The following is a 13,695-nucleotide window of genomic DNA, read 5'->3' on the forward strand; positions in this document are numbered from 1 at the left end:
GGCCGTCCAGAGGACGAGCGGGGCGGCGGGAGCTGGTGTGCTACCCCGGGGCCTGGGGCGGCGGGTAGAGGAGGCCCTCGGCGATCTCCGCGTCGGTGAGCAGCCGGAAGCCACTCTCGGCCACGTCCAGCTCCACCCCACCCACGGCCTCGCGGTGCAGGGCGCGCACGGGCAGTCCCACCGAGCCGAGCATCCGCTTGACCTGGTGGTTGCGGCCCTCGGTGACGGTCACCTCCACGGTGTGCGCGTCGCGCAGCCGCACCGTCGCCGGGCGCACCGGCCCATCCTCCAGCTTCAGGCCCTGGCGCAGGGGCTCCACCTTCTCCTCGTCCGCCTCGCTGAAGACGGTGGCCACGTAGCGCTTGGGCAGGCGCGTGTCGGGGGACGTCACGTGCGCCACGAGCTTCTCGTCATTGGTGAAGAGGAGCAGCCCCGTGGTGCCCCGGTCCAGCCGCCCCACCGCGTGCCAGGTGAAGCGGGCCAGGTCCGGCGGCAGTTGGGGCAGGAGCACCTCGTAGACGGTGCCCACGCGGTGCTGGCCCACGGTGGAGGTGAGCAGCTCCGCGGGCTTGTGGAAGGCGAGCACCCGGGTGGGCGCCGCCGTGGGCAGGGCCGCGCCGTCCACACGCACCGTGGCCCCCGGGGGCACGGGGGCCAGGGGCTGTTTGACCACCCGGCCATTCACCGTCACCCGGCCCGCCTGGATGGCCTCCTGCGCCTCGTCCTGGGGCATCACCCCCGCGCGGGCGATGGCGCGTGCCAGCCAGTCCGGCTTGGCCTTGCCCTCCCAGCGCCCCGGGTTGGCGTTCTTGGCGAGCGACGGTGCGGTGCGGCGGGGCGGGGGCTTTCGGGACATGGCGAGCGGGCCACTGTAGCGGTGGTGCCTCGGTGCCGCGAGGACTACTCCTCGTCGAAGTCCTCACCCTCGGCCGAGCCCGGTGTGGGCCCCGGCTCGCCCTGGGGAACCTTGCGCTCCTCGCCGTCGAGTCCCTCCGCGGACTGGGGCGTGTGCGGATGATAGCCCCACGAGGCCGCGTCCTTCGTGGGGGCGTTCTCCGAGGCGTCCTGGGGTCCGTTCCTCACGGCCCTGCGTTCATCGGGCTGGTGACTCATGGTTCGCTCCTTTCCGCGATGGAATGTCCCCTCAATGTAGGGACGCGGGCGGAAGCGGGGGCCACGCCGAGCGGAGCGCTCCAGGCGGGCACCTCTCGCCGGAGGGTAGGGGAGGGGGCCTCACGGCGGATGCCTGGCCGCCTGGGCTAGCGCAGCCGCTTGGCCAGGGTGTGCAGGGCGGCGAGCCACAGCCGCGCCTCCTTATGGGTGAGGCGGGAGCGGCGCAGGGGCGCGAACAGCTCGCGCAGGGCGGGGCGGCCCCGGGGGTGCGCGTCCACGAGGAACCCGCCGGAGACGAGCGCCGCCTCCAGGGCGGACTCCACCTGGGTCAGCTCGGTGTCCGTGGCCGCCACGGGCAGGGGCGCGGGCGGCGGCGGCGCGGCCGCGAGCGTGGCCATGCGGATTTCATAGGCGTAGAGCAGCACCGCCTGGGCGAGGTTGATGGAGGGCTGCTCGGGCGCGGTGGGCACGGCGGACAGGTCGTGGCAGCGCTCGACCTCGGCGTTGGTGAGGCCACTGCGCTCGTCCCCGAAGACGAGCGCCACGGGGCCCTGGGCGGCGCGCCGCACCAGCTCCTCGCCCACGGCGCGCGGGGACAGGCGCCGCTTGCCCTCCACCTTGCGCGAGCTGGTGCCCACCACCCACACGCAGTCCGCCACCGCCGCGTCGAGCGAGTCCGCCCGGCCCGAGCCCTCCAGCACGTCCTCGGCGTGCACGGCGAGCCGGCGCGCGGGGGCGAGGTCCTCCGCCTCGGGGTTCACCCAGGTCCACTCGGCGAGGCCGCAGTTCTTCAGGGCCCGCGCCGCGGCCCCCAGGTTCTCCGCGTTGCGCGGGCGCATCAACACCAGCCGGATGGGCAGGGACATGGGCCGCGCACCTTAATGCATGCCCTCCAATGCATGCCCTCCCCCGTTGGATGGCGCGCTTCAGGACGCACGGATGGACTGTCTTCCTTTAGGCTCGTGACGGAAAGGACGCAGAACCCTCGATTTCCGCCATGGTCCGAGACATCGCCTTCCTGACCTTCCCCGGGTTCTTGAACCTCGATCTCGCTGGGCCGACGGCGGTCTTCGAGCCGCTCACCCCCGCGCTGATCCCGAGCCCCTACCGGCTGCACATGGTGTCCGCGAGGGGAGGGCTCGTGGCGAGTTCCTCGGGCCTGGAGGTCATGACGCGGCCCCTGGGGGAGGCCGTGTTCGACACGCTCGTCGTCGTCGGAGGGCCGGGCACCTGGGCGGCGATGGAGTCGCCCGAGCTGCTCGGGCTCGTGCGGCGGGCGGCGGGGGCCTGCCGGCGGGTCGCGAGCATCTGCGTCGGGGCTTTCGTGCTCGCCGCCTCGGGTCTGCTGGAGGGCCGGCGCGCGACCACCCACTGGCGCTTCGCGGCGCAGTTGCAGCGCCGCTTCCCCCGCGTCCGGGTCGAGGAGGATCGCATCTTCATCCGGGATCAGTCGATCTGGACCTCGGCCGGAGCCAGCGCGGGCATCGATCTCTCGCTCGCGCTGCTCGAGGAGGATTGCGGCATCGAGGCCTCACGCGCCATGGCGCGCGAGCTGGTGGTCTACCATCGGCGGCCGGGAGGGCAGTCGCAGTTCTCGACGCTGCTGGAGCTCGAGCCTCCCTCGGATCGGATCCGCCACGCGCTGGCCTTCGCCCGCGAGCACCTGCATGAGCCTCTGGGCGTGGAGCGGCTCGCGAGGGAGGCGGGCCTGAGTCCCCGCCAGTTCGGCCGGACGTTCCTCGCCGAGACGGGACAGACTCCGGCCAAGGCCGTGGAGCGGCTGCGCGCCGAGGCGGCCCGGGCGCTGATCGAGACCACGCTGGAGCCCATCGAGCGGATCGCCCAGGCGGTGGGCTTCTCGGATCCGGAGCGCATGCGCCGGGCCTTCATCCGGCTGTTCGGACAGCCTCCCCAGGCCCTCCGGCGGGCGGCGCGTTCCTTGGAGCCAGGCCCCACCGCGCGGCGGGCCGTGGGGTGACGCCAAGGGGGCGTCATTGACCGCCCCCCAGGGGCCCTCCTAGGGTTGCCCCCAGGTCTCACCCGTCCAGCGTGGCTCCCGGAAGCGTCCGTGGCTCGCTGGCCACCGTGTGGGCGCCCGGCCGCGCAGGGGACGCGCTCGGGCTCCCGTTCTTCCCTCCCATCCTTCTCAGCTCCCCCCACGTGGCCCCCCTGGCATGCCGCGTGAATCACTCGCCGCACCCCTCTCGGAGAAACCATGAATCCGCAGTCCGTCCCCAAGCCTCTTCCACCCCGCGCGGGCAGATCGCGCTGGTTGCTGGCGGCGCTGCTCGTGAGCACGCTCTCCGCCTGCAAGAAGGACGAGCCCCAGGCCCCGTCCCCCGCGACGAGCCCCGCTCCCGGCGCTCCCGCCCCAGGCCCGGCCTCCCCGTCCGGCTCCGCGCCCACCGCGCAGTCCCTCCTGCCCACCCTCTATGAGCTGGGCCCCCAGGGCATGCTTCCGCGCGAGGTGGTGATCGAATTCCCCCGCGCCGTGCGGCCCGATGACCAGGAGGTCCGCAAGGGCACCGTCGTCACCGTCTCGCCCGACGCGCCGGGCCTGCTCAGCTTCAAGGGCCCCTCCACGCTCGTCTTCACCCCCCAGAAGCCGCTCGCCTTCAACACCTCCTATACCGTCTCCCTCGACGCGCTGGAGCTGCAGGACGGCACCGTCATCAAGCCCCCCACCGCCGGGAAGTGGAGCCGCACCTTCACCACTCCCGCCTTCGCCTTCCTGCGCCTGGCGCCCCGGCAGGTGGATGCGCGCAAGGGCAAGGTGGAGGTGGACCTCGTCTTCTCCGGCCCCGTGGACGTGGCCAACGTGCGCCGCCTCGCCTCCTTCTCCGTGGACGGCAAGGCCCTGTCCGACGTGAAGCTGCGCTCCCAGCCCAACAACCCCCACACCGTCACCGCCACCCTCGGCGGCGCGAGCCTCCGCCCCGGCGCCGAGGTGGGCTTCTCCCTCAAGGCGGGCCTCTTGCCCTCGGGCTCCAAGAGCGCTCCCGCCGCCGCGGGCACCGGCTCGTTCACGCTGCACGTGGGCAAGCGCCTGGACATCACCAACGCCTATGTCCAGGAGGGCTCCACCGGGCACTACATCGAGGTGCGCTGCCGCGAGCGCGCCGGCGATGACGCGCCCAGCGAGGAGGAGGGCGAGGAGGAGTACTACTACTACGGCAACACGGGCGATCGCTGCAGCCTCGACGAGGACTCGGCCGCGGACACCATCCACTTCAGCCCGCCCGTGGCCTTCTCCGTGTCGCCCTCGCGCTTTGGCTTCCGCATCCTCGGCGACTTCAAGCGCGGCACCTACGCGATGACGATCGACGCGGGCGCCACCTCGAACGCGGGCGGCACGCTGCTGTCCACCTACGAGAAGTCCTTCTCCATCTCCGCGCGCAGCGCCCAGCTGAGCTTCGGCTCCACCGGCCGCTACCTGCCGCGCTCCGCCTGGCGCAACCTCCCCCTCAACCACCTCAACCTGGACGCGGTGGAGCTCGTGGTGCGCCACGTCCCCCAGGAGAACCTCCTCTTCTGGATGAGCGATGACGAGCGCGAGGCCGCCAACGAGCGCACCTCCAACGTCATCGCGCGCAAGTCGTTGCCCGTGCAGGGCCCCCAGGACACCCTGGCCACCACCTGGCTGGACGTGGGCTCGCTCGTGCCCGCCTCCACCCGCGGGCTCGTGGAGATCACCGCCTCGGGCGGCTCCAAGTCCGCCGCCTCTCGCATCCTCCTCACGGACCTGAGCCTCGTGGCCAAGCGTGGCCTGGCCCCCAAGGGCTCCAACGCCAAGGAGGAAGTGTGGGCGTGGGCGCTCGGCATGGAGAACACCGAGCCGCTGTCGGGCGTCGAGGTGTCGCTCGTGAAGAAGAGTGGCCAGGTCGTGGCCCGCTGCACCACCGGGGGCGCGGAGGGCTGCAAGCTCTCGGTGCCGGTGGACCCCGTGGACACCGCCGAGCCCTTCGCCCTGTTCGCGCGCAAGGGCGAGGAGTTCACCTACCTCAAGTACAGCGAGCTCCAGACGGACATCGCCAACTCGGACGTGCAGGGCGAGCCGTACCGCGCGCAGCAGCCCTACCGCGCCGCGCTGTACTCGGACCGGGGCGTGTACCGCCCGGGTGACACCGCCCACGTCGTCGCGGTGCTGCGCAACCAGGAGGACGTGGCGCCCCCGGCGGGCGTGCCCGTGGAGCTCAAGGTGGTGGATCCGCGTGAGAGGGACTTGCGCAAGCTGACGCTCAAGACGAACGAGGCGGGTCTGGTGTCGCTGGACGTGCCCTTCGAGGCCTACCAGGACACGGGCGCCTACCGCGTGGTGCTCAGCGTGGGCGACAAGCAGGTGGCCACCTATGGCCTCAACGTGGAGGAGTTCGTCCCCGAGCGCATGAAGGTGACGGCCCAGGCGGACAAGCCCGGGTACGTGCAGGGCCAGGAGGTGCCGGTGACGGTGCAGGCCGCCTACCTCTTCGGCGGCTCGGCCGCGGGCAGCCCCGTGGAGGTGACGTGCCGCCTGGAGCCGTCCGTCTTCCGCCCCAAGGAGAACGGCCAGTACGCCTATGGCGTGTGGCGTCCGGAGGAGTCCGAGGCCAAGGGCAGCGTGCTCGGGCAGGTGAAGGGAGAGCTGGATGACAAGGGGCAGGTGCTCGTGCGCTGCCCGGCGCAGCAGTCCGCGGGTGGCTTCAAGGGCCCCGCGCAACTCGTGGCCCTGGCGAGCGTCTTCGAGGCCGGCAGTGGCCGCTCCACGGTGGGCTCGGCCAGCGTGCCCGTGCACCCCGAGGCCTATTACGTGGGCCTCCAGGCCAACGTGCAGAAGGTGCGCGCCGGCCAGCCCTTCACCGTCACCGGCGTGGTGGTGGACTGGCAGGGCGCGCCGTATGGCCAGCAGATCAAGCCGCTCGACGTGGAGTACCTGCGGCTGGACGAGGAGTACGGCTACTTCTACGACGAGCAGTCGGGCGAGGAGCGCTACCAGCGCCACCTGCGCGCCGTGCGCGAGGGCCGCACCCCCGTGAAGCTCGAGGGCGGCAAGTTCACCTTCCAGGTGACGCCCTCCACGGACTCCGCGGGCTACGTGGTGCGCGTGCGCTCCGGCGCCGCGCAGACGGATCTCCAGCTGGAAGGACAGGGCCGCTATGCCTGGTGGGGCGGGGCCTCGCGGGTGGATCAGACGCCGCGTCCGGCCCGGCCCACCTCGCTCGCGCTGGAACTGCCCGATGCGGCCAGGGTGGGCGAGGCGCTCGCCGTGAAGGTGAAGGTGCCCTACCGCGGCCGCATCCTCTTCACCGCCGAGACCGACGGCGTGCAGGCCGCCGAGTGGAAGGCCGTGGAGCCGGGCGAGACGACGTGGAGCTTCACGCCCTCGGCCTTCGCGCCCAACGTGTACATCAGCGCCTTCCTGGTGAAGGACCCCCATCTGGAGTCCGCCCAGGCCTTCATGCCGGACCGCGCCTTCGGCGTGGCCAGCGTGAAGGTGACGCCGGTGGACTTCACCCAGGCCGTCACCCTGAAGGTCCCCGGCGAGGTGCGCTCCAATGACTCCCTGCCGGTGGAGCTGGAGCTGGGCGCGGTGGAGCCCGGCACCTTCGCCACCGTGGCGGTGGTGGACGAGGGCATCCTCTCGCTCACGCGCTTCGAGAGCCCGGATCCGATCACCGAGCTGTTCAAGAAGCGCGCGCTGGGCGTGCAGACGTACGAGACGCTCGGGTGGACGCTGCTCATTCCTCCCGCGGGCGCCAGCCGCTCCACGGGCGGTGACGGCGACGGGGGTGCCTCGGGCCGGGTGCAGCCCGTCAAGCCCGTGGCCCTGTGGAGTGGCGTGCTGCCGGTGCCGGCCTCCGGCAAGCTGCGCGTCCCCTTCCAGTTGCCCCAGTACCGCGGCGCGGTGCGCGTCATGGTGGTGACGAGCGGCCCCAAGCGCATCGGTCACGCCAGCAAGCAGGTGCTCGTGCGCGATCCGCTCGTGCTCCAGACCACGCTGCCGCGCTTCCTCAGCCAGGGGGATGAGATCCAAATCCCCGTCTTCGTCACCAACCTGTCCGGCAAGGCGCAGGACGTGAAGGTGTCCCTGTCCGCGGAGAACCTCCCGGTGCCCGGCATGGCCATGCCCGCCGGCGCGCAACCCTCGCCCCTGCAACTGCTCGGCAAGAGCGAGGGCCGGATGCGGCTGGAGAACGGCAAGGCGGGCACGTTCGTCTTCCAGGGCAAGGCGGTGCAAGCGGTAGGCGCCGCGCGCCTCAAGGTGACGGCAGAGGGTGGCGGGCACACCTCGTTCGAGCAGCTCGACGTGCCCTTCCTCCCCTCGGGTCCGCGTGAGCGCAAGGTGCAGCGCGTGGAGCTGGCGGCGGGCACGACGGACCTCGCGCCCCTGCTCCAGGGCTGGCTGCCCACGAGCGAGCGCTCCACGTTCTGGGTGACCACCAACCCCTACGCCCAGTCCTTCCAGCACCTGTCCTACCTCGTGCAGTACCCCTACGGCTGCATCGAGCAGACGACGTCCTCCACCCGGCCGCTGCTCTATGTCTCCGAGTTCGTCGACAGCGTGGACCCGAGCCTCACGGCCAACGCCAAGGTGGAGGACATGGTGCTCTCGGGCATCCGGCGCGTCTTCTCCATGCAGACGTCCTCGGGCGGCTTCGCCTACTGGCCGGGCCAGTCCGAGCCCGTCGCCTGGGGCACGGCCTACGCCACGCACATGCTGCTGGACGCGCAGAAGCGCAAGTACGAGGTGCCGCAGGACCGGCTCGATGACGCGATCAAGTGGATGACGGAAGCCGCCAAGCACCCCGAGCGGCTCAACCACTACGGCTATGACGATGGCTCGGAGGCCTACGTGCAATACGTGCTGGCGCTCGCGGGCAAGGGCCAGAAGGCGCGCGTGCAGAAGCTCATCGACGAGCTGGGCAACCGGAAGTTCTACAGCGCCAACCAGCGCGCCGAGCAGGACTACCTCCTCAAGGCCGCGCTGTACCTGGCTGGAGATCGTCGCTACGAGAAGGACCTGCGCAACCCGGACGTCTCGGCCCTGAGCGAGGAGCGGTGGAACTCCTGGTCCTTCTACTCGGACCGGCGCCGGCGCGGCCTCATGCTGAGCACGTTCCAGGATCTGTTCGGCAATGACGCCGCCGGCGAGCCGCTCGCGCAGCGCGTGGCCGAGGCGCTCCAGCACGAGCGCAGCGAGTACTACACCACGCAGGAACTGGTCTGGGGCATCACCGGCCTGGGCAAGCGCGTGGCGGGCGCGGCCTCCTCGTTCTCGCCGCCGGTGCTCACCGCGGAGGGCAAGGAGCTGGCGCCCCAGGTGGGCACCAAGCAGCGCGCGAGCGACCGGACGTGGGCGCTGGTGCGCGCGAGCGAGCGCAAGGGCCTCACGCTCAAGGTCCCGGAGAAGGGCGAGGGCAAGCTGTACCTGGTGCTCGCCAGCGACGGCGTGCGCGCGGACGGCGTGTACCGCACCGGGGGCCAGGGGCTGTCGCTCACGCGTCAGTACCGCAACCTCGCGGGCGACGTGCTCGACGTGAAGGGCGGCCAGATGAACCTGGCGGACCTCGTCTACGTGGAGGTGATCATCAAGAACAACTCGGGCGAGCGCATCCAGAACATCGCCCTGGTGGATCGGCTGCCCGCGGGCTGGGAGATCGAGAACGCGCGGCTGGGACGGGGAGGCTCGGTGGAGTGGGCCTCCGCGGACAACCAGTGGGCCGCGGACTACGTGAACCTCCGGGATGACCGCGTGGAGGTGTTCGGCGCCCTGAACGCGGGCGAGTCGAAGACGGTGGTGTACGCGGTGCGCGCGGTGACGTCCGGCGCGTTCACGCTGCCCCCCGTGGAGGCGGAGGCGATGTACGACCCCCGCATCTGGGCGCGCGAGGCGGGTGGCTCGGTGCGCATCTCCGGACCCTGGGCGGACTTCCTGCTCTGATGGCTCCGCGGCTCTCCAGGAAGAGGGCCCTCCAGGGGGCCCTCGCCGTGCTGTCCCTCCTGCTCGCCGCGCTCGCCGCGGCGTGGTGGGTGCCGCTGCCCGCGCGCCTGCTCGAGCAGCACTCGGTGGTGGTGGAGTACCGGGACGGCACGGTGGCGCACGTCTTCCTGGCGCCGGACCAGCGCTGGCGCGTGCCCACGGTGCTGGACGAGGTGGATCCGGCCTACGTCCAGGCCCTGCTGGCGCTGGAGGACAAACGCTTCGCGTGGCACCCCGGGGTGGATCCCCTGGCGGTGGTGCGCGCGGCGATGACGAACGTGCTCCGGGGGCGGCGGGTGTCCGGCGCCTCCACGTTGACCCTGCAACTGGTGCGGGTGCTCGAGCCCCGGCCACGCACCTTCGCGTCCAAGCTCGTCGAGTCCCTGCGCGCCGCCCAGCTCGAGCTGCGGCTGTCCAAGCGGGAGATCCTCGCGGCCTATCTGCAGTTCGTGCCCTATGGGCGCAACATGGAAGGGGTGGAGGCGGCGGCGCTGGCGTACTTCGGCCACCGGGCCACCCACCTGAGCGCGGCGGAGATGGCCACGCTCCTGGCGGTGCCGCAGAACCCCAACCGGCGGTTTCCCTCGCCGGCGAACGTGGCGCGGCTCCAGGCGGCGCGGGACTCGGTGGCGAGCCGGTTGCTCGACGCCGGGGCACTGCCGCTCGGGCCGCCCGAGGCGCGGGTGACGCCCGAGGCCGTGCTGGCGGAGGTGCGCGCCACGCCCCTGCCGTCGCGGCTCATGCCCTTTCCCCGGGAGGCGCCCCATGCGGCGGCGTGGTTGCGCGCCCAGCGGCCGGGACAGCTCGTGCTGCGCACGACGTTGGACACGGGAGCGCAGCGGCTGACGGAGCGGGTGATGCGCGAGGCCGCGCCCGGGCTTCGCTCCCAGGCCATCCACAACGGCGCGGCGGTGGTGGTGGACCGGGAGCGCGCCGAGGTGGTCGCCCTGGTGGGCAGCCTCGACTTCTTCGACACCGCGCATGGCGGACAGATTCCAGGCTTCGCGACGGCGCGCTCACCCGGCTCGGCGCTCAAGCCCTTCATCTATGCCCTGGCCATCGACGAGGGACTGGCCGGGCCGGAGCAGCGCGTGGCCGACATCCCGGCCGCGTATGGCACCTACGCGCCGCGCAACTTCGATGGGAAGTTCCAGGGGCTCGTGCGGCTGGAGAGCGCGCTGTCGCAGTCGCTCAACCTGCCCTTCGTGAAGCTGTTGCAGCAGCTCGGGGTGGAGCGCTTCCTCGGCACGCTGCGGCTCGCGGGCGTGACGAGCCTGAACCCGGAGCCGGGGCATTACGGCCTGTCCGCGTCGGTGGGCGGCATCGAGCTCACGCCCCTGGAGGTTGCGGGCCTCTACCTGGCGCTCGCCGAGGACGGGCGGGCACGGCCCCTGAAGGTGCTGGCGGAGGACGAGTCCGGGGCGGCCCAGGAGCTCTTTTCTCGCGGGGCGGCGTGGCTCACCCGGCGGGCGCTGTCCTTGAGGGACCGGCCGGACTTCCCGGCGCGGCGCCAGCTCACGGGGCTGCCGTCCCAGGTGCACTGGAAGACGGGGACGAGCTTCGGCCACCGCGATGCGTGGGCGGCCGGCTCCGGGCCACGGCACACCGCGGTGGTGTGGACGGGCAACTTCGACAACTCGCCCAGTGTGCACCTGGTGGGCGCGGAGGCGTCGGGGCCGCTGCTGTTCGACATCCTCGAGGGGCTCGCGCCCCGGGGCCGCACCGAGGACCCTGACATGGTGGTTCCCCCGGACCTCACCCAGGTGGAGGTCTGCGCCTGGTCGGGCCATCTGCCCACCGAGGCCTGTACCCAGCGCAAGCTCGTGTACGCCGAGCGCAGCCACGTGCCCACGGCGGTCTGTCCCTATCACCAGCAGGTGGAGGTGGAGGTGGCCACGGGGCTGGCGGTGAGCCCCGCGTGCCGGGCCGGGCGGCGCACCGAGATGCGGGTGTTTCTCTCCTGGCCCGCGAGCATCCGGCGGTGGCTCGACGAGCAGCACCGGCTGTTGCCCCAGCCTCCCGCCTTCGCGCCCGGGTGCGAGCCCGGTGGTGCGCGGCGTGCCCCGGAGATCATCTCGCCCGGGGCGGGGCAGGTGACGCTATTGATTCCCGGCCTCCCGGCGGATCAACAGGAAGTGCCGCTGGAGGCCGAGTCGGAGGAGGCGCGGGAGCTGGCGTGGTTCGTGGACGGGGAGTTCCTGACCTCGGCGCGAGCGGACGAGCGGGTGTGGTGGGCGCCCTCCGAAGGGACGCATGAGATTGTCGTCTCGGATGATCGAGGGCTCAGTGCCCGACGGATCCTGAAGGTGCGCGAGCGGCGTTAGGCCCGCGACTGGACACTCCCCGACGTTCGGCTCCAGTTCGCCGGAGCTTCGAGGTGCGGAGGCTCTAACTTGGTGGCATGAGACTCCGCTCACTTCCTCTCCTCGTGGCCTGGGGGAGCTTCGCGGTGACGACGGCTGCGTCCGCCTGTCCGGATTGCCCCACCAGCCGGGTGGTGCGGCGCGCGATTGTCGAGGTCGGGTTCGTGGACGCGCTGGTGATGGTGTGCGTGCCCTTCCTGCTCATCGGCTTTCTCAGCGCGCTCCTGTACCGCGTGGGCCTGGTGGAACGGCAAGGAGAAGACCATGGCGGGTGAGGCACGGCATCAAGGAGCGCTCATCTCGGCGGGCGTGTTGCTCGGCACGGGGATGGGCGGCTTCGTGGACGGAATCCTCCTGCACCAGATCCTCCAGTGGCACAACATGCTCTCGTCGCGGCTGCCGCCCACGGAGCTGGTGCCGATGAAGATCAACATGTTCTGGGACGGTCTGTTCCACGCCTTCACCTGGCTGATGACGGCGATTGGCCTGGGCCTGTTGTGGCGCGCGGGCCAGCGCCCCGAGGTGCCCTGGTCGACGCGCACCTTCCTGGGCTCGCTGTCCATCGGCTGGGGCGCGTTCAACGTGGTGGAGGGGCTCATCGACCATCAGTTGCTCGGCATCCACCACGTGCACCCCGGGGAGGGGCAGTTGGCCTGGGACATCGGTTTCCTGCTCTTCGGGGCCCTGCTCATCGTGGGGGGTGGTGCGCTCGTGCGTGCGGGGCGTGACGACACCCTGCCACGAGGCGTCGTCCCGCCCGTGCTTTGAGGGCCGGCCGCATCGACGGGCCGCACGGGGACGGACACCAGGCCAGCGCGAACTCCATCCAATACGGCGAGAGACATGCGCGGCTCGTCCCACGAGATCGTCGTGCCCATAAAAAACCGTACAGCCGCTGTACGTTAATTTTGATTCTGTGCCAGCCCCGCGTGGCCCATCTTCGTCTCATCAACGGAGATGCCAATGAACAGAATTGCTGACACCGCCAGGCTCTTTCTTCTCGCCATCCTCGCGATTTCTCATGTCCAATGTCAGGGCATGTCCAACATCCGGACGGAGATCAATCCGAACGCCGCGACCGTCGCGCGCACCGAACTGCTCATCCACGCGCCGCCGAAGGCGATCTGGTCGGTATTGACCGGGATCGACCGCTGGACCGACTGGATGCCCGAGTTTGCCTCGGCGCGGCTCGAAGGGCCCCTCGCCCCCGGTTCGGTGATCTTCTGGGAGCCCCCAGAGCAGGTGGTGGAGTCTCGTCTCGTCGTCGTGGAACCCGAACGCCGGCTCATCTGGAATGGCACGGATGGCGCCGTCCATGTGTGGGAATTGATCCCGATGGCCAACGGCACACTCCTGCGCAACGAAGAATCCATCGACGAATGGAAGCTTGCCGGCTCGGTCGACGGGAACGCATACCTCACCGAGGCCCTCAACACATGGAACAGCCGCATTGCCCAACAGGTAGCTATACGGGGCGGTTCATGACGGCCCCGTCTCCACCTCGATCGATGCTTGGACAAGCGCACAGCGGCGCGGACTTCGCGGGCTTGCTCACCACCGACAGGTGGAGCGCTTACGAGTGGGTGGACGCGGGGCTGCGCCAGCTGTGCTGGGCACACCTCACACGCAAGGGGTTGCCGGCGGACGGCAAGCGCGCTGCGCCGGCTATGGGCACTGCCGGGATCGTTCAGTCCGGCGTGCGCCAGTAGTCCGCCATCAGCTCGACGGACCAGGAAGGCTGGCGCAGAGGGCTGCGCGGGAGGAACTCCGCCATGACCGGCTTGATGTCCAGCACCGGCGTGCCATCGATCGCGTCCAGTTCGCCGACCCACAGCCGGGTGCCTTCCGTACGCAGCAGGCGGCAGATTGTGGTGCCGATGCGGTTGGGCCGGTTCTTGCCGCGCTGGGCAAAGATGCCGACCTCGGGCCAGTCCGGATTGTTGCGTGGATGGCGCGCGCCATACACTACGCGGCCGGGCTCGACGCGATGGAACAGGTAGAGGATTTCCACGTGCGAGAATTCGGTCAGGCCCCGCAAGGCCTCGGGCCCGAATTCCGGCGCCAGCGCGATGCAGGCTTCGGAATCGCCCCAGTCATCGTCCTCGGCTTCGGTGCGCGCGGCCTGGACATGTCCGATGGCGCGCAATGTGTAGTCCATGATCGTCTCCTTGTCTGGATGATGGCGCGGCACATGGCCGGCAGTGGCCGAGGCCGCATCGGGATGATACCCGGCCCAACGGGCCTGCGGTCGCCGCCGAGGGA

General features: G+C 71.1%; 10 protein-coding genes. 6 read left to right on the forward strand and 4 right to left on the reverse strand.

All coding sequences use genetic code 11. The features are described 5' to 3' along the window. Window positions 1-40 precede the first annotated feature (40 nt). The 3 genes from F0U63_RS12710 to F0U63_RS12720 form a co-directional block, all read right to left on the reverse strand. Window positions 41-856 carry a pseudouridine synthase gene (locus F0U63_RS12710; protein ID WP_395846155.1) on the reverse strand — a complete coding sequence of 272 codons (816 nt, stop codon included), beginning with the start codon at window positions 854-856 and terminating at the stop codon, window positions 41-43. Between the two features lie 44 nt (window positions 857-900). Beyond that, on the reverse strand, window positions 901-1,113 hold the full coding sequence (locus F0U63_RS12715) for a hypothetical protein (protein ID WP_395846156.1): 213 nt from the start codon (window positions 1,111-1,113) through the stop codon (window positions 901-903). Window positions 1,114-1,259: 146 nt separating this feature from the next. Continuing rightward, a complete protein-coding gene (locus F0U63_RS12720) occupies window positions 1,260-1,979 on the reverse strand; it encodes an RNA methyltransferase (protein WP_395846157.1) in 720 nt (239 codons plus the stop codon). A gap of 131 nt (window positions 1,980-2,110) precedes the next feature. On the opposite strand from F0U63_RS12720, the gene F0U63_RS12725 reads away from it, so the two are divergent. The 6 genes from F0U63_RS12725 (at window position 2,111) to F0U63_RS12750 (ending at window position 12,918) form a co-directional block, all read left to right on the forward strand. Further along, complete coding sequence (locus F0U63_RS12725; RefSeq protein ID WP_395846158.1) at window positions 2,111-3,091, forward strand: GlxA family transcriptional regulator; 981 nt, start codon at window positions 2,111-2,113, stop codon at window positions 3,089-3,091. Window positions 3,092-3,328: 237 nt separating this feature from the next. After that, window positions 3,329-9,031 (forward strand): MG2 domain-containing protein, encoded by a 5,703-nt coding sequence (locus tag F0U63_RS12730; RefSeq protein WP_395846159.1) that lies wholly within the window; start codon window positions 3,329-3,331, stop codon window positions 9,029-9,031. Further along, window positions 9,031-11,394: a penicillin-binding protein 1C gene (pbpC, locus tag F0U63_RS12735; protein ID WP_395846160.1), complete on the forward strand. Its 2,364-nt coding sequence runs from the start codon at window positions 9,031-9,033 to the stop codon at window positions 11,392-11,394. Before F0U63_RS12730 ends, pbpC begins: the two co-directional genes overlap by 1 nt. Window positions 11,395-11,519: 125 nt before the next feature. Further along, window positions 11,520-11,708 carry a hypothetical protein gene (locus tag F0U63_RS12740; protein WP_395846161.1) on the forward strand — a complete coding sequence of 63 codons (189 nt, stop codon included), beginning with the start codon at window positions 11,520-11,522 and terminating at the stop codon, window positions 11,706-11,708. Beyond that, window positions 11,698-12,201, forward strand: a complete 504-nt coding sequence (locus F0U63_RS12745) for a DUF2243 domain-containing protein (RefSeq protein ID WP_395846162.1) — start codon at window positions 11,698-11,700, stop codon at window positions 12,199-12,201. The genes F0U63_RS12740 and F0U63_RS12745 overlap by 11 nt, the downstream gene beginning before the upstream one ends. 195 nt (window positions 12,202-12,396) lie before the next feature. After that, window positions 12,397-12,918, forward strand: coding sequence for an SRPBCC family protein (locus tag F0U63_RS12750; RefSeq protein ID WP_395846163.1), 522 nt, complete (start codon window positions 12,397-12,399; stop codon window positions 12,916-12,918). Window positions 12,919-13,120: 202 nt separating this feature from the next. On the opposite strand, the gene F0U63_RS12755 is transcribed toward F0U63_RS12750, so the two are convergent. After that, a complete protein-coding gene (locus tag F0U63_RS12755; RefSeq protein ID WP_395846164.1) occupies window positions 13,121-13,591 on the reverse strand; it encodes an SAM-dependent methyltransferase in 471 nt (156 codons plus the stop codon). Window positions 13,592-13,695 lie beyond the last annotated feature (104 nt).

This window comes from Cystobacter fuscus, assembly GCF_044360685.1.
Taxonomy (GTDB): Bacteria; Myxococcota; Myxococcia; order Myxococcales; family Myxococcaceae; genus Cystobacter; species Cystobacter fuscus_C.